The organism is Microbacterium sp. Bi121, assembly GCF_918698005.1.
Classification (GTDB): Bacteria; Actinomycetota; Actinomycetes; order Actinomycetales; family Microbacteriaceae; genus Microbacterium.
This window is the reverse complement of record NZ_CAKKLJ010000006.1, coordinates 136,644-155,663: the sequence shown is the minus strand read 5'-3', so window position 1 is coordinate 155,663 and position 19,020 is coordinate 136,644. Positions and strand designations below refer to the sequence as shown.

Below are 19,020 nucleotides of genomic sequence, written 5' to 3'. Positions count from 1 at the left end.
TCCTTCTTGTTCAGTCGGGTCGGTTGGGCCGCTCAGCGGCCGGTCTTGGGGGCGAACACCTTCGCGATGAGGCGGGCGACGAGGTTGAGGACCATGACGACGAGGATGAGCGCGAGTGCGGACGCCCATGCGCGATCGATGAACGCCTCGGCGGGGATGCCCGGGTACTTGGCCTGCATGTAGGTGAACACCGGCAGTGTCGCCATCTGTCCGCTGAACAGGTTCACGTTCAGGCTCTGCACCATGCCGACGGTGAGCAGCAGCGGGGCGGTCTCTCCGATGACGCGGGCGATCGCGAGCATGATGCTCGTGGTGATGCCGGCGATGGCGGTGGGCAGCACCACCTTGAGGATCGTCAGCCACTTCGGCACACCGAGTGCGTACGCCGCCTCGCGGAGCTCGTTGGGCACGATGCGCAGCAGCTCCTCCGAGCCGCGCACGACGACGGGGATCATCAGCACCGACAGCGCGAGCGAGCCCATGATGCCCATACGCGTCCCCGGCCCGATGAGCAGCGCGAACACCGAGTAGATGAACAGACCCGCGACGATCGACGGGATGCCGGTCATGACGTCGACGAGGAAGGTGATCCCGCGGGCGAGCTTCTTGCCCTCGCCGTACTCGACCAGGTAGATCGAGGTCATCAGGCCGATCGGCACCGAGATGATCGTGGCTGCGAGCGTGATGAGCAGCGTGCCCCAGAGCGCGTGGACAGCGCCGCCGCCCTCGCCGACCACGTTGCGCATCGATGAGCTGAAGAACTCGGCGTCGAAGCGCACCAGTCCGTTGAGGACGACGGTGTAGAGCAGCGAGACCAGCGGCAGCAGTGCGATCACGAACGCCGTCGACACCAGGGCGGTCATGAGCCGGTCCATCGCGTGACGGCGGCTCTCGGCGACCGTCGAGACGATGAAGATCAGCGCCATGTAGAGGATCATTCCCACGACGAGGGCCATGGCGATGTTGAAGTCTGCAGGGTCGCCGCCGGTGTTGGCGAACGCGAAGATCACGGCGCCGATGGCGAAGCAGACCAGCAGGAGCATCCACGGCGCCCACTTGGGCAGGTGGCCGGCGGTGTACGTGCGAGTGGACGGAGCGACAGCGGTGGCGGTCATGTCAGTTGGCTCCCGAGAACTCGGCGCGTCGCGAGACGATCCAGCGTGCGACGAAGTTGACCGCGAAGGTCACGATGAACAGGATGAGACCGGCGGCGATCAGGGTGTTGACGCCCTCATCGTGAGCCTCGGGGAATCGCAGGGCGATGATCGCGGGGATCGTCGTCGGGTTCTCCGGGTTCAGCAGGTTGAAGGTGACGATGCCGAGCGGCGAGAGCACCAGGGTGACGGCCATCGTCTCGCCGAGCGCGCGGCCGAGGCCGAGCATCGCACCCGAGACCATGCCGCTGCGGGCGAAGGGGAGAACCGCCATGCGGATCATCTCCCAGCGCGTCGCGCCGAGCGCGAGAGCCGCCTCTTCGTGGAGCTTCGGGGTCTGGAGGAAGACCTCGCGGCAGATGGCGGTCATGATCGGGAGGATCATCACCGCGAGAACGAGGGATGCCGTGAGGATCGTCTTGCCCGTGCCGGAGGGCGTGCCGCCGAAGATAGGGATCCAGCCGAGGTTCGTGTTCAGCCACTTGTAGAACGGCACGAGCATGGGCGCGAACGTGAGCGCCCCCCAGAGGCCGAAGACCACGGAGGGGACAGCAGCCAGCAGGTCGATGATGTAACCGAGCACACCGGCGATCTTGCGCGGGGCGTAGTGCGAGATGAACAGCGCGATGCCGATCGCGAGGGGCGCTGCCACGATGAGGGCGATCGCGCTCGCGTACAGCGTGCCGAAGACGAACGGCCAAACCCAGGAGATGAAGGACTGGCCCTCGAGGATGTGGTTGTTGCTCGTGTCGGCCTTGAACGCGGGGATCGACTGGACGATCAGGAAGACCGCCACCGCCGCCAGCGTCACGAGGATGATGATGCCGGCAGCGAGTGCCGTGCCGGAGAAGACGCGGTCTCCCACTCGTCTCACGGCTCTGGGCTCCGCAGACGGGCGGGTGGTTTCGGGTCCCGTCGTGGTGGTTGTCATCTGAGCGGCTCCACGGTGTTCAGAGGGAAGATCTCGGGTTCAGAGAAATGCCTGGGCTCGGAGGGTGTTCGGGTCATTCATGCGGGTGCCCCCGTGGCGCTTGTCGATCCAGTCGATCAGCGCCACGGGGGCGTGTGACTTTCTCAGCCTCGGCTGAGGGTCAGATTACTCGGTGACGATGGCGTCGATCGCGGCGTTGACCTTCTCGCGGAGGTCGTCCGAGATCGGGGCGCTGCCGGCAGCCTCGGCCGAAACGTCCTGGCCCTCTGCCGATGCGACGTACTGGAAGTACGCCTTGACGAGCGAGGCGACCTCAGCGTCCTCGTAGTTGACGCAGCCGATCAGGTACGAGACCAGGGCGATCGGGTAGGAGCCGGCGGGTGCGGCGGCCGGGTCGACGGCGAACGCGAGGTCGTGGTCCGAACGGCCCTCCTCGAGCGGCGACGCGGCGACGAGAGCCGAAGCGGCCTCGGCGGAGTATGCGACGTACTCGCCCTCGACCTCGATGGCGACCTGGCCGAGGCCGGAAGCCTGCGAAGCGTCGGCGAAGCCGATGTAGCCCACGCCGTTGGTGATGGCGTTCACGACACCGGAGGTGCCATCGGCTGCCTCACCGGTCGAGAGCGGCCACTCGTCGCTGGCCTCGTTCGTCCACACATCGGGCGCGACGGCCTCGAGGTAGGAGGTGAAGGTCTCCTGCGTGCCGGAGGCGTCGGCGCGGTGAACGGGGACGATCGCCTGGTCGGGGAGTTCGACGCCCTCGTTCTGCGACGCGATGGCCTCGTCGTTCCAGTTGGTGATGTCGCCGGCGAAGATGCCCGCGATGGTTGCGCCGTCGAGGTTCAGCGTGTCGATTCCGTCGAGGTTGAAGGCGACGGCGACGGGCGAGATGTAGACGGGGACCTCGACGATCTCGTCGTCGGTGCAGGCGCCGAAGCCGCCGGCTGCGATCTCGTCAGCGTTGTAGGCGCGGTCCGAGCCGATGAAGTTGGAAGAACCGGCGATGAAGTTCTCGCGGCCGGTGCCCGAGCCGGTGGAGGTGTAGTTCACCGTGGCGTCGGGGTTGGCGGTCTGGAAGGCGGCGACCCAGGCCTGCTGAGCGGCCTCCTGCGACGAGGCGCCGGTGGCCTCGATCGTGCCGGAGACGGTCGACTCGGGAGCGTCGGAGGCGTTGTCCTGAGGAGCGGCTTCGTTCGCAGCACAGCCGGCGAGGGCAAGAGCGGCGACGGCGCCGATGGCGCCGATGCGAGCGATTCGGGAGATCTTCACTGTGGGATCCGTTCGATCGTGGATGGTTGAGGCCCGGTGCAGGGCACACAGTGACGCTAAGTGCGGCGGTTAACGAGATTCGCGCGCACGGGTAAACGGGAGGTGAACGGGAGCCGTCCCCTTGGGGGAGCCGCCCGACGCCGACTCGTTCGCTGCGGGGTCCGTCGAAGCGTCAGACCTTCGGAACGTGCGTCTCGATCGAGATGATTCCGGAGCCGGGATTGGTCGCCGACAGATGCGCGACGGAGAATGCGCCGACCTCGAGCGCCGATGCGCTGCCGAGATAGGACCCGTGCATGGTGCCGGTCGCCAGAGCGAGTTCGGAGAGGATGCCGGGGAGAACGGGGCCATGGCTGCAGATGACCGCGGGCTTCCCCGAGCGCACTCGCTTGCCGACGACGCTGCGGACGTCGGAGACGCCCTCCTCCCACGCATCCTGACTGATCCGCGCCGTCCCCGTCGGGGTTCGTCCGAGTGCTAATGCGAGCGGGGCGACCGTCTGCACGCAGCGGACCGCGTCGCTGGTGACGATCTTGCGGATGCCGAAGGCGCGCAGCGGCGCGACGATCGCCTGGGCCTGACGGAGCCCTCGCTCGGTGAGCGGTCTTGCGGCATCCGACCTGTCCCACTCCGAACGCGAGACGGCTTTCGCGTGCCGGAGGGCCACGATGGGGAACGTGCGCAGCACGCCGTCCGAGACGAGACGCTCGAACTCGTCGAGGATCTCGAGATCGACGGGATAGCTGAGATGCTTGCGGGCTTTCTTCAGGCTCACCCACTCGAGCGCCGCGACTTCGCTGTTCGGCACGAACGTCGACCGGCGGATCGCATCGTCGGTGGCCTCGGCCGCCCAGTAGTGCACGACCTTCTGGCGTTTGGGTCGCATGAAGTAGCGGCTGACGCCGACCGGAACGCCGAGATGCACCCGGATCCCGGTCTCTTCGAACACCTCGCGCACAGCCGTCTCGGCGAGCATCTCGCCGGGGTCGACCTTGCCCTTGGGCAGCGTGACGTCCTGGTACTTCGTGCGGTGGATGAGCAGGATGCGGAGCTTGTCCTCCGTGAGCCGCCACACCACCGCGCCGGCGGCGTACACAGCCTTGTCGTCGCGGACGACCTGGACCTCCTGAGTCATCGCACCGAGCGGGAACGGCGGCGGCGACGGATCTGGTTCATGGTCTTATCCTGCAGATCGACCAGCGGCGTGCCGTCGGCATCCTCGGAGTGTCGCTCCCAGATGCCCTCCGCCCCGAGATGCCAGGAGCTCGTGCCGTCGTCCTGGGACCGGTCGAAGAACGCGAGCAGCTCTGTCACGTGCGCCGGATCGTTCACCCGCACCAGGGCCTCGACGCGGCGGTCGAGGTTGCGGTGCATCATGTCGGCGCTGCCGATGTACACCTGCGGATCGCCGTCGTTCTCGAAAGCGAAGATCCGGGAGTGCTCGAGGTAGCGGCCCAGGATGCTGCGGACGGTGATGTTGTCGCTGATGCCCGGCAGATCGGTGCGGATGCTGCAGATGCCGCGCACCCAGATGTCGACCTTCACGCCGGCCTGGCTCGCGCGGTAGAGCGCGTCGATGATCTCCTCGTCCACCATCGAGTTCACCTTGATGCGGATGTGCGCCGGCTTGCCGTCCACGACGTTCTTGCGCTCGCCGTCGATCAGGCGGAGCAGGCCCTTGCGCAGGTGGAGGGGCGCGACCAGCAGCCGCTTGAACTTCTTCTCGATCGCGTACCCGGACAGTTCGTTGAACAGCCGGGTCAGGTCCTTGCCGACCTGAGCGTCGGCGGTGAACAGTCCGAAGTCCTCGTAGATCCGGCTGGTCTTCGGGTTGTAGTTTCCCGTGCCGACGTGGGAGTAGTGGCGCAGCTGCCCTTCCTCCTCGCGGATCACCAGGGCGAGCTTGCAGTGGGTCTTCAGGCCCACGAGACCGTAGACGACGTGCACGCCCGCCTTCTCGAGCTTGCGGGCCCAGACGATGTTGTTCGCCTCGTCGAATCGGGCCTTCACCTCGACCAGGGCGAGAACCTGCTTACCCGCCTCCGCCGCGTCGATCAGCGCCTGCACCACGGGGCTGTCGCCCGACGTGCGGTACAGCGTCTGCTTGATGGCGAGCACGTGCGGGTCTCTGGCCGCCTGCTCGAGGAAGGCCTGCACACTCGTCGCGAACGACTCGTACGGGTGGTGCACGAGCACGTCGCTCTTGCGGATCGCGGCGAAGATGTCGGCGCGGCTGTTGGAACCCGTCGGCTGGAACGCGACAGGAGTCGTCGGCAGATGCGGGGGGTAGCGCAGATCGGGACGATTCACGCGCGAGAGCGAGAAGAGTCCGCGCAGGTCGAGAGGGCTCGGGAGGCGGTAGACCTCCTGATCGGTGATGTCGAGCTCCTTGATCAGAAGATCGAGGGTGAGGTCGTCCATGTCGTCGGCGATCTCGAGCCGGATCGGCGGACCGAACCGGCGCCGCAGCAGCTCGGCCTCGAGCGCCTGGATCAGGTTCTCGCTCTCGTCCTCTTCGATCACCACGTCCTCGTTGCGAGTGAGCCGGAACGCATGGTGGTCGAGGACCTCCATGCCCGGGAACAGGTCGCCGAGGTGGTTCGAGATCAGGTCTTCGAGGGGGAGGTAGCGGGCGATCTCGCTCGTGCCTGGCACCTCGACGAGGCGGGGGAGCATCGGCGGCACCTTGAGGCGGGCGAACTCCTGCCGCCCGGTGCGCGCGTTGCGGATGCGGATGGCGAGGTTCAGCGAGAGCCCCGAGATGTACGGGAACGGATGCGCCGGGTCCACGGCGAGTGGCATGAGCACAGGGAACACGTGCAGCTGGAAGTACTCGGTCAGACCCGACTGCTCCGACTCGGTGAGCTGATCCCATTCGGTGATCTCGATGCCGGCATCTGCGAGTGCGGGCCGTACCAGTTCGGTCCACGCCCGCGCATGGCGGAGCTGCAGCGCGTGCGCCTCTTGAGAGATGTCGGCGAGGACGTCCGCCGGTGATCGGCCCACGTTCGTGGGGATCGCGAGGCCGGTCACGATGCGGCGCTTGAGTCCGGCGACGCGGACCATGAAGAACTCGTCGAGGTTGCTGGCGAAGATGGCCAGGAAGTTGGAGCGCTCGAGCTCCGGCAGGCTCGGGTCCTCGGCGAGTTCGAGAACGCGCTGATTGAACGCCAGCCAGCTGATCTCGCGGTCGTGATACCGATGGTCGGGCAGCAGGGAGTCCGGGGCCTCGATGGCGTCGAAGTCGTCGTCCTCGGAGTCTCCGAGCCCGGCATCGGTGATTGCGGCATCGATCATGGGTTACATCTTTGCACCGCGAAGTGACGGGCGTGTGAACGGACCCGAACCGCGGTCAGGAGGCCGGAGCGCTGACCTGCTCGTCGTCGTGCACGTTGAAGCGGTAGCCGACGTTGCGGACCGTCCCGATGATCTGCTCCTGGTCGCCGAGTTTGGCGCGCAGTCGCCGCACGTGCACGTCGACGGTGCGGGTGCCGCCGAAGTAGTCGTACCCCCACACCTCGCTCAGCAGCTGCTCGCGGGTGAACACTCGGGCAGGGTGGGTGGCGAGGAAGTGCAGGAGCTGGAACTCCTTGTACGTCAGGTCCAGCGGGCGTCCGTGCAGCTTCGCCGAGTAGGACTGCTCGTCGATCGTGACTCCGGATGCCTGCACCCTCGTCGGCGCGGCGGTCGATTCCGCCCTGGCGATCGCGAGCCGGATGCGGGCATCGGTCTCGGCCGGGCCCGCATCCGCGAGCAGCACGTCGTCGATGCCCCACTCGCCGGACACGGCCGTCATGCCGCCCTCGGTGACCACGAGCAGCAGCGGGGAGTCCTGGCCGGTGGCCCGCAGCAGACGGCACAGGGACTTCGCCCCGGCGAGGTCGGTTCGTGCGTCGACGATCACGACGTCGCTCTCCGGCGCGTCGACGAGCTGGGCTGGTTCAGCAGGGATGCGGCGGACGTGGTGGCTGAGCAGATCCAGCGCGGGCAGCACCTGCTCGGAGGGGACCGAAGACAGAATCAGGATCGAAGCCACGCGCATTCCTTTCGAGCGGCGAGGCGGCCGCCCAGGTCGGCTGCCAGCACGGCGCCGTGCGCCAATGATACCGATGGGTGAGAATGGAGGCATGTCGGAACCCGCTCTCGCACCGCGCAACGCCCTCGGTGGCGTGATGATCGTGTGGGCCGTCGCACTCGTCGCGGCGGTCGTGATCGGCCTCGCCGTGCCGGAGGAGTGGCGCGTGACATGGTTGCTCATCGGCTTCGGGGGCTCCATCCTCCTCTCGTTCGCCATGCAGCTCTGGTACGGGCAGACGACGGGCTTCATCTTCCGAGTCGCAGCCAGCACGATCGGTGCTCTCGTCCTGCTGGGCGTCGTATCGGCCGGATTCGGGCTCGCCGCGCTGATCCCCGCGTGACGGCCGCACGGTAGAGTGGGGCCCATGGATCTCGTCGCCCTCGAATTCTTCTTCATCGGCCTGCTCGGTCTCGCAAGCCTCGCGATCGTCTTCGTCGCAGGCGTCGTGCTGCGGAACCTGTTCCGCGGCCAGCGCTGACCCCTGGTCGAACCGAGCCGTCATGCTCGAGCTGCCCACGGATCTCCCTGCCGACCTCGCCCCGCTGAGCTGGCTCATCGGCGTGTGGGAGGGCACCGGCGTCATCGAGTACACGGCCGGCGACCGCCGCTTCCAAGGCGAGTTCACGCATCGCGTGAGCTTCAGCCACGACGGCACCGGCCACCTGAACTATTCGGCTGCCGGCTGGATGGATCCCGCTGACGGCGAGACGCGGATCCCCCTGGTCGCCGAGACCGGCTTCTGGCGTCTCTCGCGACCGGCGACGCCGGCGGATGCCGGCCCTGCTCTGCTGCCGCCGATCGAAGAGCCGCCCGTCCGCACCGTCGACGACGTCGAGTTGCTGCGTGCGCCATCCGGCGGGTTCCCGATCGAGGTGTCGCTGACGCACTCGGACGGCGTCCTCGAGCTGTACCTGGGCGAGATCAACGGGCCGCGCATCGACATCGCGACAGACGCCATCGTCCGGCCGGCAGGCGGCAAGGAGTACGGCGCGGCCAGCCGGATGTACGGACTGGTCGATGGCCATCTGCTCTGGGCGTGGGACATCGCCGCGCTCGGCTCGGGGATGGCATCGCACGCCTCGGCGCGACTGGCTCGGGTCTGATCGTGTCCGCTCTCCACGACGCGCTGGCCGCGCGGCAGGGCGCGGTCGTCGACGACGGACTCATCGCGCACTACGGCGACCCGATGCGCGAGCAGCGCCGCCTCGCCGACGGGTCGGCGATCGCCCTGCTCGGTGACCGGACGGTCATCGAAGTGGCCGGCGAAGACCGACTGACCTGGCTCGACTCGATCACCTCGCAGGCATTGACCCGGCTGGCGCCGGGCGACAGCACCGAGTTGCTCATCCTCGACCCGCAAGGGCGGGTCGAACACGCCGCTGCGGTTCTCGAGGACGGCGCGTCGACGTGGCTCATCGCGGACGCCGCCGATGCTGAAGGTCTGGCCACCTGGTTGCAGCGCATGGTGTTCCGGTCGCGGGCCGCGGTGACGCTGCGTCCCGAACTCGCGCTGCTGGGCTTCTTCGCAGGCGGCGACGCCGAGGCCGCCGTCAGCGCCGCGGCCTCGGCTCCGCATGACGCGACGCTGGTGTGGTCCGACCCGTGGCATTCCGTGCAGGCCGGCGGATATCAGTACTCGGCCGTGGAGCAGCACCCGGGCGCCGAGTACCGCTGGCGAGTGGCGATCGTCGAGGAGGATGCCGTGGCATCCGCTCTGTCGGAGATCGACGCGGCCGGCCTTCTCGCGACCGAAGCGCTCCGCATCGCGGCCTGGCGCCCCCGCTGGTCCGGCGAGGTGGATGAGCGACTGCTCCCACATGAGGCCGACTGGATCCGCAGCGCCGTGCACCTGAACAAGGGCTGCTACCGGGGCCAGGAGACCGTCGCCAAGGTGCACAACCTCGGGCACCCGCCGCGCCGGCTCGCCGCGCTCCACCTGGACGGCAGCGACGATGTGCTCCCCTCGACGGGAGACACCGTGTTCGCAGGCGAGAACGAAGTCGGGCAGATCACCTCGGTCGCCCGCCACTACGAAGACGGGCCGATCGCATTGGCGATGCTGTCGCGCCGAGCGCCAGCCGGAGATCTCGTCGTGCGCACCGACGGCACCGACATCGCGGCGGCTCAGCAGGTGATCGTTCCGGCGGATGCCGGTGCCACCGCCGACGTGCCGCGCCTGACGCGCCTCTCCCGACGACCGGCCGGCCAGGATCCGCGCAGGGTCTAAAGCACCTGGGCGGGCGCCACGGCGTCCCAGGGGACGGTGAGCTCGCCGAGCCGCCACCGGCTGCGATCTCCGAGCACGGGCCAGCCCTGTTCCTTCAGCGCCTTCACCGCGGCGAGGAACCGCTGCGTCGCACCGAACGTCGACAGAGGCGCTGCCCTGTCCCACTCGCGGTCGAGCGTGACGAGCAGATCGTGGATGCGCTCGCCGGGGACGTTGCGATGGATCAGCGCCTTGGGCAGTCGCTCTGCGACGATTCCGGGATGCTCCAGCCCGGCCAGGCGCAGGGAGACGGTGAGGCGGACCGGGTCGCCGTCCGGCATGACGTCGACCCAGCTGGCGATACGACCGATCTCGTCACAGGTGCCCTCGCACAGCATCCCACCGGGGGAGAGTCGTGCGCTCATCGTGCGCCACGCGTCCCGCACGTCCTCCTCGTCGTACTGGCGGAGCACGTTCATGGCGCGGATCACGGCAGGACGGCGTCCGCCGGCGATCGGGACCTCGAAGCCGCCACGGGCGAACGCGACGGGCAGAGCGGGCGAGAACGAGGTCCGTCCGAGCCGGACCTCGTCGAGCTGGCCGCGGGCTGTCGCGACGCGCTCGGGGTCGAGCTCGAAGCCGATCACCTCGGCGTCAGGGCGCACCTTCGTCAGCCGGGTGGCGAGTTCGAAGGCCGTGACACCGCTGGCGCCGTATCCGAGGTCGACCACGAGCGGGTCGGATGCTGTGCGGAAGGCAGCGCTCGACGCGATCCAGCGGTCGTTGCGCCGCAGCCGGTTCGTCCCCGTCGTGCCCCGGGTGGGGCGACCGATCGGCGAAGGGGGCATGGGCCCATTCTTCCATCGGGCGGCTGGCGGCGAGAGCCATAGACTGGGGCCATGACCCGCACTCTCATCCTGCTCCGCCACGGCCAGAGCGAGTGGAACGAATTGAATCTGTTCACCGGTTGGGTGGACGTCCGTCTCACCGAGAAGGGCAAGGAAGAAGCGCGCCGCGGTGGCGAGCTGCTCGCCGAGTCCGGCCTGCTGCCCGACGTGCTGCACACCTCGGTGCTCAGCCGCGCGATCCAGACCGCGAACATCGCTCTGGATTCGGCCGATCGCCTGTGGATCCCCGTGAAGCGCACCTGGCGTCTCAACGAGCGCCACTACGGCGCGCTGCAGGGCAAGGACAAGGCGCAGACGCTCGAGGAGTTCGGCCCCGAGCAGTTCCAGCTGTGGCGTCGCTCGTTCGACGTGCCGCCGCCCCTGCTCGATGACGACAGCGAGTTCAGCCAGGTGAACGACCCGCGCTACGTCGGGATCGACGGCGAGGTGCCCCGCACCGAGTCGCTGAAGATCGTCATCGACCGGATGCTGCCCTACTGGGAGAACGAGATCGTCCCCGACCTCGAGGCGGGCAAGACCGTGCTGGTCGCAGCCCACGGCAACTCGCTGCGCGGCCTCGTCAAGCATCTCGACGGGATCAGCGACGACGACATCGCCGAGCTGAACATCCCCACCGGCATCCCGCTGGTGTACGAGCTCGACGACGACAACGTCCCCACCGGCCCCGGCCGCTACCTCGACCCCGAGGCCGCCGCCGCAGGAGCGGCAGCGGTCGCCGCGCAGGGCAAGAAGTAACCTCGCCGAGACCCCGCTTTCACGCCGAGACCCCTGGCTGCTGACGTCAGCAGCCAGGGGTCTCGGCGGTAACAGCGGGTTCAGACCTCTTCGGTCTTGCGGATCTCTCCGTGCGCCTCGGCGGCAGCGGCGATGTCGTCGTCGCCGACTGCCCAGTCGCCGGTGGCCAGGTACACGACCTTCTTGGCGACGGCCACAGCATGGTCGGCGAAGCGCTCGTGGTAGCGGCTGGCCAGGGTCGCGTCGACTGTCGCCGTCGGCTCGCCCTTCCAATTGTCGCTGAGGACCTTCTCGAACACGCGCGCGTGGAGCTCGTCGACCTCGTCGTCGGCGTTGCGGATGACGTCGGCCAGGCGGAGGTCCTGTGTGCGGAGCAGTTCGGAGAGCGTGCGCGAGATCTCCACGTCACGCTCGCCCATCTTCGTGAAGGTGCCCTTCAGGCCCTTCGGGATGGCGCGCTCGGGGAAGCGCAGACGCGCGAGCTGAGCGATGTGCTCCGCCATGTCGCCCATGCGCTCGAGCGAGGCGCTCACGCGGAGGGCGAAGACGACGATGCGCAGGTCTCGGGCCACCGGCTGCTGACGGGCGAGGACCTCGATGGCCAGCTCGTCCAGGCTGACGGCCAGTTCGTCGATCTGCACGTCGTTGGCGATGACCTCTTCGGCCATCGCCACGTCGCTGTTCGCGAAGGCGCGGGTGGCCTTGTCGATGGCGACGGTGACGAGGTCGGTGATCTCCACGAGGCGGGACTGAATCTCCTCGAGTGACTGATGGAAGACTTCGCGCATGACGGCGCAACCTTTCGTTCGGTTCGGGCGGTTCCGGCCGGCCGATGGAGGGCGAGGCCGCATTCGCAGGCCCTCAGTGATTCTGTGCGCCGAAGGTTAACGAACGGTGCCCATCGTGTGAATACTACTTCGCGGCACCCAGGAGTGGCGCGGAAACCTGCGGAAGAGGAGGTGAACGGGCTCTACGCTGGAGGCATGAGCCCGGGGACAATCGCCATGATCGCGTTGGCCGCCGGCGTCGTCATCGGCCTCGGCCTCGCCGCGGTCGTCGCATGGGCCTATTACACTCGTGCCCAGTTCGCCGAGGCCACATCGACGGTCGTTCCGCAGGGAACCGTCGACGTCCTCAACAGCATGGACGACGCGGCCTGCGTCGTCGACTCCTCCGGGCTCGTGCTCGCCATCTCGCACGCCGCAGCGAAGTTCGGCATCGACGTCGGCTCGACGCTCGACAATCAGGAGCTCAGGCAGCTGGTGCGGACGGTGCGCTCGACCCAGACGTCGAAGACCGAGACGCTGCGCCTGACGCGCTCCGGGGTCAGCCTCGATCCTCGTCTGGTCTCGGCCCGTGCCAGCGCCCTCGGTGCGCAGCTCACCCTGCTCATCATCCGGGACGTCACCGAGCAGGAGCGTCTCGATCAGATGCGACGCGACTTCGTCGCCAACACCAGTCACGAGCTGAAGACGCCTGTTGGCGCCGTCAGCCTGCTCGCCGAGGCGATCGAGTCCGCCGCGGATGATCCTGCTCAGGTGCGGATCTTCGCCTCTCGGATCTCCGCCGAGGCCAATCGGCTCGGCCAGCTCACCGGCCGGATCATGAGCCTGTCGCGGCTGCAGGCCTCGGACGGCGTCGCCGACTTCGCAGCGGTGGCCGTCGACGAGGTGATCGCGGCATCGATCGAGGCGCACACGGTCCAGGCGGATTCAGCCGGCGTCGAGCTCGTGCGCGGCGGCGACCGAGGGACGTTCGTGCGCGGCGACGCGCAGATCCTCATCGAGGCCGTCGGCAACCTGATCGCGAACGCGATCCTGTACTCCCCGCGGAGCTCTCGCGTGGGGGTGGGGGTCAAGGTCGAGGGCGAGACGATCGAGATCGCAGTCTCGGACCAGGGGATCGGTATCACCGAGTCCGACCGTGAGCGCATCTTCGAGCGCTTCTACCGTGCAGACGAGGCGCGCTCTCGTCGTACAGGCGGCACAGGTCTCGGACTTTCGATCGTGAAGCACGCGACGCAGCGGCACGGGGGAGAGGTGCGGCTCTGGTCGCGCCCCGGCCGCGGATCCACCTTCACGATGGTCCTCCCGCGCATCGACGCTCCGATGACGGAGGCCGAGAAGAAGGCCAAGAAGAAGAAAAAGAAGAAGCGCGCGCAGCAGGCTCTCCGAGCCGCCGAAGCGGCGCGTGTTCGAAACGGAGAGAACGCATGACCCGCATCCTTCTCGTCGAGGACGAGCCAGACCTCGCCGACCCGCTCGCCTACCTTCTTCGCCGTGAAGGCTATGAGGTCGAGATCGCCGAGGACGGCCCGGGCGCGCTCAGCGCATTCCGGGAGCGGGGTGCAGACATCGTGCTGCTCGATCTGATGCTGCCGGGGATGCCCGGCACCGAGGTGTGCCGTCAGATCCGATCGACATCCGCGGTGCCGATCATCATGCTCACCGCCAAGGACTCCGAGGTGGACATCGTCGTCGGACTCGAGCTGGGCGCCGACGACTACATCACCAAGCCGTACTCGTCGCGCGAGCTGCTCGCGCGCATGCGTGCCGTGCTGCGCCGTGTCGTCCAGGCAGAAGGCGACCTCGACGAACGCGTGCTGGAGGGCGGCAGGGTCTCCCTCGACATCGACCGCCACACCGTGACGGTCGCCGGCTCGGAGATCAACATGCCGCTCAAGGAGTTCGAGCTGCTCGAGGTGCTCATGCGCAACTCCGGCCGCGTGCTCACCCGCGGCCAGCTCATCGACCGGGTGTGGGGCAGCGACTACTTCGGAGACACGAAGACGCTGGACGTCCACATCAAGCGCATCCGCTCACGTATCGAGGAGAACCCGGGAGAGCCGGTCATGCTCGTCACCGTGCGCGGCCTGGGGTACCGATTCGAGGGCTGAGCGCGCCGCGTACGACGAGAGGCCGGCACCCGACGGGGTGACCGGCCTCTCGTGATGTCAGATCGTCACGCTGCGGGGACGAGATCGGCGTAGTACGGCAGAGTGCCGTCGAGGACCTGAACCTCGGCCGTCTTCCCGGTGGCTCCGCCGGACTGGAAGTACATCTCGACGGTCGCCCCGGGCATGGTGTTGAGATCGTCGATGCGCAGCGGCTCGGCGTTCGCGCCGAGGCTCAGCGTGTCGCGCGCTCCGACGCGGACCGTGAGAGGGGACAGGCCCTCGATCTCGACGGTGAGCACCTCTGCCTGATCGGTGTCGTTCACGATCGCGGCGATCAGGTTGCCCGTCGAGCCGTCTTCGGTGGCGATGACCATCACGTTGCGGATCTGGAGGGGGCCGTCGGAGTCCGGGATGTTGATGCCGTCCGAGGCCGGATAATCGATCTCTGTCGACTGCGGCGTGATGAACGTGCATCCGGTCGCGCCGAGCAGAACGAGGGCGCTGAGGGCGGCAGACGCTACAAGGCGCGATTTCACGGATCCTCCTGGAGCTGTGGGATGTCCAGTCCATTCTATGGGTATCGATCGCGCCGGCACGGACGATGCGGAGGCAAACCTTAGCGCATGTCGCCTGTGGTATTCTGGAGGTTGCCGAAAGGACACGATTTTATGCTTTTTGAGGTTGGCGAGACGGTCGTCTATCCGCACCATGGGGCCGCGACGATCATCGAGGTCAAGGATCGCGTCATCAAGGGCGAGACGAAGAAGTATCTGAAGCTCAATGTCACTCAGGGCGACCTGATCATCGAGGTTCCCGCAGAGAATGTCGACCTCGTCGGCGTTCGCGATGTGATCGGCCAGGAGGGCCTCGATCACGTGTTCGAGGTGCTGCGCGCCCCGTTCACGGAGGAGCCCACGAACTGGTCGCGTCGCTACAAGGCGAACCTCGAGAAGCTCGCCTCCGGTGATGTGATCAAGGTCAGCGAGGTCGTGCGCGACCTGTGGCGCCGGGATCAGGACCGCGGTCTGTCCGCTGGTGAGAAGCGGATGCTGGCGAAGGCTCGTCAGATCCTCATCTCCGAGCTCGCGCTCGCTGAGAAGTGCGACGAGGAGAAGGCCGGCGCGCTGCTCGACGAGGTCCTCGCATCGTAATCTGAGAGTGTGACTCTCCTTCCCGTGCCGACGACGGCGATCATCGTCGTCGCTGCCGGCTCTGGAACGCGATTGGGCGCCTCGGCTCCCAAGGCGTTCGTCGGCATCGATGAGCTGTCGGTGCTGCGTCACGCCCTGAACGGCGTGTTCGCCGCGTCGCCCGCTCAGGTGATCGTCGTCGTACCAGACGGGCATCAAGGGGATGCCGAGACCGAGCTGCGTGCGGCCGCCGGAGACCGTGCCGATCTCGGACGCGTCGTGGTCGGCGGCGAGACAAGACAGGCGTCGGTCGCCGCTGGACTGCACGCGCTGTGGGGCGACATCACGACGGTTCTCGTGCACGACGCCGCGCGCGCCCTGACGCCGCCCGCTCAGATCGACGCTGTCGCCGCGGCGGTCACTCCGACGTCCGGGGTGATCCCGGCACTCCCTGTCGTCAACACACTCAAGCGCGTCGCCGGCGCGGACGTCGTCGAGGCCGTGGATCGCAGCGAACTCGTCGCCGCGCAGACCCCGCAGGGCTTCCCGCGCGATCTCCTCGAGGCGGCGTACGCAGCTGCCGGCGCCTCTGGCGCCGAGTACACCGACGACGCCGCGCTGTTCGCGGCTGCGGGTCGTCAGGTGTCTCACGTGACCGGATCTCCGCTGGCCTTCAAGATCACGGTTCCCGCCGACCTCGAGCGCGCCCGCCAGCTGCTCTCGCGCAGCGACCGGGTCGCGGCATCCATCCCGCGCGTCGGCGTCGGGACAGACGTGCACGCCTACGGCGGTGAGGGCGACCTCTGGCTCGCCGGACTGGAATGGCCGGGGGAGCCGGCGCTCTCCGGGCACTCCGACGGGGACGCCGTCTCCCACGCCATCGTGGACGCGCTCCTGGGCGCCGCCGGCCTCGGCGACATCGGCGAGCACTTCGGCACTTCCCACCCCGAGTACGCCGGAGCGCACGGGGCGGTCTTCCTGGCCCGCACTCGCGAGATCCTCGCGGAGGCGGGCTTCGCGATCGGCAGCGTTTCGGTGCAGCTGCAGGCGAATCGGCCGCGCTTCAGCACCCGTCGCGCCGAGGCTCAGACGGCCCTGTCGGCTGCGCTCGGCGCCCCGGTGTCGGTCACCGCGACCACGACCGACGGCCTCGGATTCACGGGCCGTGGCGAAGGTGTCGCTGTGACCGCCGTCGCGCTCGTTCTGCCTGGTTCTGCAGGTGCTCCGAGTACGCTGGAGCAGTGACTCTCCGCCTGTATGACACCCGCGCACAGCAACTGCGCGATTTCGTGCCTCTCGACCCCGAGAACATCACGATGTACGTGTGCGGACCCACCGTTCAGTCCGGCCCGCACATCGGGCACGTCCGCGGCGCCCTCAGCTTCGACATCCTGCGCCGCTGGCTGACCCACCGGTACGGGCGCGTGACCTTCGTGCGCAACGTCACCGACATCGATGACAAGGTGATCGCGAACGCCACGGACTCCGAGCCGTGGTGGGCGCTCGCGTATCGAATGGAGCAGGAGTTCACCGCCGCGTACGCCGGCATCGGCGTGCTGCCGCCCACGTACGAGCCGCGCGCGACGGCATCCATCCCGCAGATGCAGGAGCTCATCGCGAGCCTCATCGAACGAGGTCATGCGTACCCCGCGCCCGACGGATCGGGGGACGTCTACTTCGACGTGCGCTCCTGGACCGACTACGGGGCTCTGACGCACCAGTCGCTCGACGCGATGGAGGCCGCTGAGGATGCCGATCCTCGCGGCAAGCGGAATCCGCAGGACTTCGCCCTCTGGAAGGGCGCCAAGGCCGGCGAGCCGGCCGATGCCACCTGGTCCTCACCCTGGGGGGCGGGGCGCCCCGGCTGGCACATCGAATGCTCGGCCATGGCGAAGCGCTATCTCGGCGCCGAGTTCGACATCCACGGCGGCGGACTCGACCTGCGCTTCCCACATCACGAGAACGAGCTCGCCCAGTCGACGGCAGCCGGCGACGGGTTCGCGAACTACTGGGTGCACAACGGCCTCGTCACCGTCGGCGGGCAGAAGATGTCCAAGTCGATCGGCAACTTCACGCTGGCGGCCGACGTGCTCGCCGAGCACGACCCGCTCGTCGTCCGCTACGCGCTCGCGGCGGCGCACTACCGTTCGAGCCTGGATCTCGTGGAGTCGTCCTGGGCCGAGGCCGAGGCCGCTGTGGGACGCATCCGCACCTTCCTCGAGCGCGGGCAGCGCATGGCGGCTGCCGGGTGGGGCCAGCACAAGGAGGGCCTCCCCGCGGCGTTCACCGAGGCGATGGACGATGATCTCGGGGTGCCGCGCGCGCTCGCTGTCATCCACGAGAGCATTCGGTCCGGCAATGCCCACCTGGATGCCGGACGCATCGACGCGGCACGTCAGGACGTGTCCGACGTGACGGACATGACGCTCGTGCTCGGCATCAACCCCCTGGCGGCGCAGTGGCGTGCGAACGGCGCAGGCGCCGAGGGCTCGGCGCTCGACGCCCTCGTGCAGGAGATGATCACCCAGCGCGCACAGGCCCGCGCTGACAAGGACTGGGCGGCAGCGGATCGCATCCGCGACGCGATCGCCGCAGCAGGAATCACGCTGGAGGACACTCCGGCCGGAACTCATTGGAGTATTGATGGCTAAGCCAGGACGCCCCGGAGCGGGCAACAGCAAGAAGAAGGGCGCTCTCAAGGGCACCGGCGGACTCGGACGCAAGTCGCTCGAGGGCCGCGGTCCGACGCCCAAGGCCGAGGACCGTGCGTGGCACGTCGCGGGCAAGCGCAAGGCCGCGAACGAGCGCTATGCAGCAGCCGGCGGCAAGGGTCGCCCTGGGGCGGGCTCGGGCGGTGGGCGCAGCGGCGGCAGCAACCCGAACCGCGCGCCCAAGGCGAAGGCCGGCGACGACACCGAGAACGTGACCGGCCGCAACTCGGTGCTCGAGGCGCTGCGCGCCAAGATCCCCGCCACGGCCTTCTACATCGCGCAACGCGTCGAGATGGACGACCGCGTCAAGGAGATGCTGTCGATCGCGACGCACCGAGACATCCCCGTGCTCGAGGTCACCCGACAGGAGCTCGACCGCATGGCCGGCTTCGACGGGGTACACCAGGGCGTCGCCCTGAAGGTGCCGCCGTACGAGTACGCGCACCCGCAGGATCTGCTCGAGCAGGTGATCGATCGCGGTCAGATGCCGCTGTTCGTCGCCCTCGACGGCATCACCGATCCGCGCAACCTCGGCGCCATCATCCGGTCGACCGCCGCATTCGGCGGGCACGGCATCATCCTGCCTCAGCGCCGCTCGGCGGGTGTGAACTCCGCAGCCTGGAAGACGAGCGCCGGCGCTGCCGCACGCATCCCTGTGGCGATGGCGACGAACCTGACGACCCAGTTGAAGGAGTTCAAGAAGCAGGGCGTCTTCGTCCTCGGCCTGGACGGCGGCGGCGACGTCGCGCTGCCCGCGCTCGAACTCGCCGATCGTCCCGTGGTGGTCGTCGTCGGTTCCGAGGGCAAGGGACTGTCGCGTCTGGTCACCGAGAACTGCGATCAGATCGTCTCGATCCCGATCTCCGCAGCAACCGAGTCGCTGAATGCCGGCATCGCGGCATCCGTCGCGCTGTACCAGATCTCCACGTTCCGCGCCGCAGGCGGGAACTGATCCACCGGTCGCGGAATACTTGCCGAGGCAGGTTGTTTCCCTGAGCGGGC

At 68.1% G+C, this 19,020-nt stretch carries 19 protein-coding genes; 10 read left to right on the top strand and 9 right to left on the bottom strand.

What is annotated here, in order from left to right; genetic code table 11:
• Window positions 1-32: 32 nt before the first annotated feature.
• The 6 genes from pstA to LQZ87_RS11410 all read right to left on the bottom strand — a co-directional run bounded on the left by pstA (window position 33) and on the right by LQZ87_RS11410 (window position 7,390).
• Window positions 33-1,115, bottom strand: coding sequence for a phosphate ABC transporter permease PstA (gene pstA / locus LQZ87_RS11435; RefSeq protein WP_230103598.1), 1,083 nt, complete (start codon window positions 1,113-1,115; stop codon window positions 33-35).
• 1 nt (window position 1,116) lies between these two features.
• Window positions 1,117-2,085 (bottom strand): phosphate ABC transporter permease subunit PstC, encoded by a 969-nt coding sequence (pstC, locus tag LQZ87_RS11430; protein ID WP_230103597.1) that lies wholly within the window; start codon window positions 2,083-2,085, stop codon window positions 1,117-1,119.
• 165 nt (window positions 2,086-2,250) lie between these two features.
• The gene (locus LQZ87_RS11425) at window positions 2,251-3,354 is read right to left on the bottom strand and encodes a phosphate ABC transporter substrate-binding protein PstS (RefSeq protein WP_230103596.1); all 1,104 of its coding nucleotides are present in this window, start codon (window positions 3,352-3,354) and stop codon (window positions 2,251-2,253) included.
• Between the two features lie 172 nt (window positions 3,355-3,526).
• Window positions 3,527-4,489 carry an NUDIX domain-containing protein gene (locus tag LQZ87_RS11420; RefSeq protein ID WP_230103595.1) on the bottom strand — a complete coding sequence of 321 codons (963 nt, stop codon included), beginning with the start codon at window positions 4,487-4,489 and terminating at the stop codon, window positions 3,527-3,529.
• Window positions 4,486-6,651, bottom strand: coding sequence for an RNA degradosome polyphosphate kinase (locus LQZ87_RS11415; RefSeq protein ID WP_230103594.1), 2,166 nt, complete (start codon window positions 6,649-6,651; stop codon window positions 4,486-4,488). The genes LQZ87_RS11420 and LQZ87_RS11415 overlap by 4 nt, the downstream gene beginning before the upstream one ends.
• 55 nt (window positions 6,652-6,706) lie before the next feature.
• Window positions 6,707-7,390, bottom strand: a complete 684-nt coding sequence (locus LQZ87_RS11410; protein ID WP_230103593.1) for a response regulator transcription factor — start codon at window positions 7,388-7,390, stop codon at window positions 6,707-6,709.
• Between the two features lie 91 nt (window positions 7,391-7,481).
• On the opposite strand from LQZ87_RS11410, the gene LQZ87_RS11405 reads away from it, so the two are divergent.
• The 3 genes from LQZ87_RS11405 (at window position 7,482) to LQZ87_RS11395 (ending at window position 9,659) form a co-directional block, all read left to right on the top strand.
• A complete protein-coding gene (locus tag LQZ87_RS11405) occupies window positions 7,482-7,772 on the top strand; it encodes a hypothetical protein (protein WP_230103592.1) in 291 nt (96 codons plus the stop codon).
• A 160-nt stretch (window positions 7,773-7,932) separates the two neighbouring features.
• Complete coding sequence (locus LQZ87_RS11400; protein ID WP_230103591.1) at window positions 7,933-8,535, top strand: FABP family protein; 603 nt, start codon at window positions 7,933-7,935, stop codon at window positions 8,533-8,535.
• 2 nt (window positions 8,536-8,537) lie between these two features.
• The gene (locus tag LQZ87_RS11395; RefSeq protein ID WP_230103590.1) at window positions 8,538-9,659 is read left to right on the top strand and encodes a glycine cleavage T C-terminal barrel domain-containing protein; all 1,122 of its coding nucleotides are present in this window, start codon (window positions 8,538-8,540) and stop codon (window positions 9,657-9,659) included.
• On the opposite strand, the gene LQZ87_RS11390 is transcribed toward LQZ87_RS11395, so the two are convergent.
• Window positions 9,656-10,486: a class I SAM-dependent methyltransferase gene (locus tag LQZ87_RS11390; RefSeq protein ID WP_230103589.1), complete on the bottom strand. Its 831-nt coding sequence runs from the start codon at window positions 10,484-10,486 to the stop codon at window positions 9,656-9,658. The genes LQZ87_RS11395 and LQZ87_RS11390 overlap by 4 nt on opposite strands.
• Before the next feature lie 51 nt (window positions 10,487-10,537).
• Here LQZ87_RS11390 and LQZ87_RS11385 point away from each other — a divergent pair, with 51 nt between their 5' ends.
• Window positions 10,538-11,281, top strand: coding sequence for a phosphoglyceromutase (locus tag LQZ87_RS11385; protein WP_230103588.1), 744 nt, complete (start codon window positions 10,538-10,540; stop codon window positions 11,279-11,281).
• An 80-nt stretch (window positions 11,282-11,361) separates the two neighbouring features.
• On the opposite strand, the gene phoU is transcribed toward LQZ87_RS11385, so the two are convergent.
• Window positions 11,362-12,069, bottom strand: a complete 708-nt coding sequence (gene phoU, locus LQZ87_RS11380) for a phosphate signaling complex protein PhoU (protein ID WP_230103587.1) — start codon at window positions 12,067-12,069, stop codon at window positions 11,362-11,364.
• A gap of 195 nt (window positions 12,070-12,264) precedes the next feature.
• Between phoU and LQZ87_RS11375 the strand changes: the two genes are divergently transcribed.
• Window positions 12,265-13,497 (top strand): ATP-binding protein, encoded by a 1,233-nt coding sequence (locus LQZ87_RS11375; protein WP_230103586.1) that lies wholly within the window; start codon window positions 12,265-12,267, stop codon window positions 13,495-13,497.
• Window positions 13,494-14,177 (top strand): response regulator transcription factor, encoded by a 684-nt coding sequence (locus tag LQZ87_RS11370; RefSeq protein ID WP_230103585.1) that lies wholly within the window; start codon window positions 13,494-13,496, stop codon window positions 14,175-14,177. Before LQZ87_RS11375 ends, LQZ87_RS11370 begins: the two co-directional genes overlap by 4 nt.
• Window positions 14,178-14,242: 65 nt before the next feature.
• On the opposite strand, the gene LQZ87_RS11365 is transcribed toward LQZ87_RS11370, so the two are convergent.
• A complete protein-coding gene (locus LQZ87_RS11365) occupies window positions 14,243-14,713 on the bottom strand; it encodes a DNA modification methylase (RefSeq protein ID WP_230103584.1) in 471 nt (156 codons plus the stop codon).
• 132 nt (window positions 14,714-14,845) lie between these two features.
• On the opposite strand from LQZ87_RS11365, the gene LQZ87_RS11360 reads away from it, so the two are divergent.
• Genes LQZ87_RS11360 through rlmB form a run of 4 tightly spaced genes read left to right on the top strand, consistent with a single transcriptional unit; the run spans window position 14,846 to window position 18,970 of the window.
• On the top strand, window positions 14,846-15,328 hold the full coding sequence (locus LQZ87_RS11360) for a CarD family transcriptional regulator (RefSeq protein WP_147039792.1): 483 nt from the start codon (window positions 14,846-14,848) through the stop codon (window positions 15,326-15,328).
• 9 nt (window positions 15,329-15,337) lie between these two features.
• Complete coding sequence (gene ispD / locus LQZ87_RS11355) at window positions 15,338-16,552, top strand: 2-C-methyl-D-erythritol 4-phosphate cytidylyltransferase (protein ID WP_230103583.1); 1,215 nt, start codon at window positions 15,338-15,340, stop codon at window positions 16,550-16,552.
• Window positions 16,549-17,958: a cysteine--tRNA ligase gene (cysS, locus tag LQZ87_RS11350; RefSeq protein WP_230103582.1), complete on the top strand. Its 1,410-nt coding sequence runs from the start codon at window positions 16,549-16,551 to the stop codon at window positions 17,956-17,958. Before ispD ends, cysS begins: the two co-directional genes overlap by 4 nt.
• Window positions 17,951-18,970, top strand: coding sequence for a 23S rRNA (guanosine(2251)-2'-O)-methyltransferase RlmB (gene rlmB, locus LQZ87_RS11345; RefSeq protein WP_230103581.1), 1,020 nt, complete (start codon window positions 17,951-17,953; stop codon window positions 18,968-18,970). Before cysS ends, rlmB begins: the two co-directional genes overlap by 8 nt.
• The last annotated feature ends 50 nt before the right edge of the window (window positions 18,971-19,020 follow it).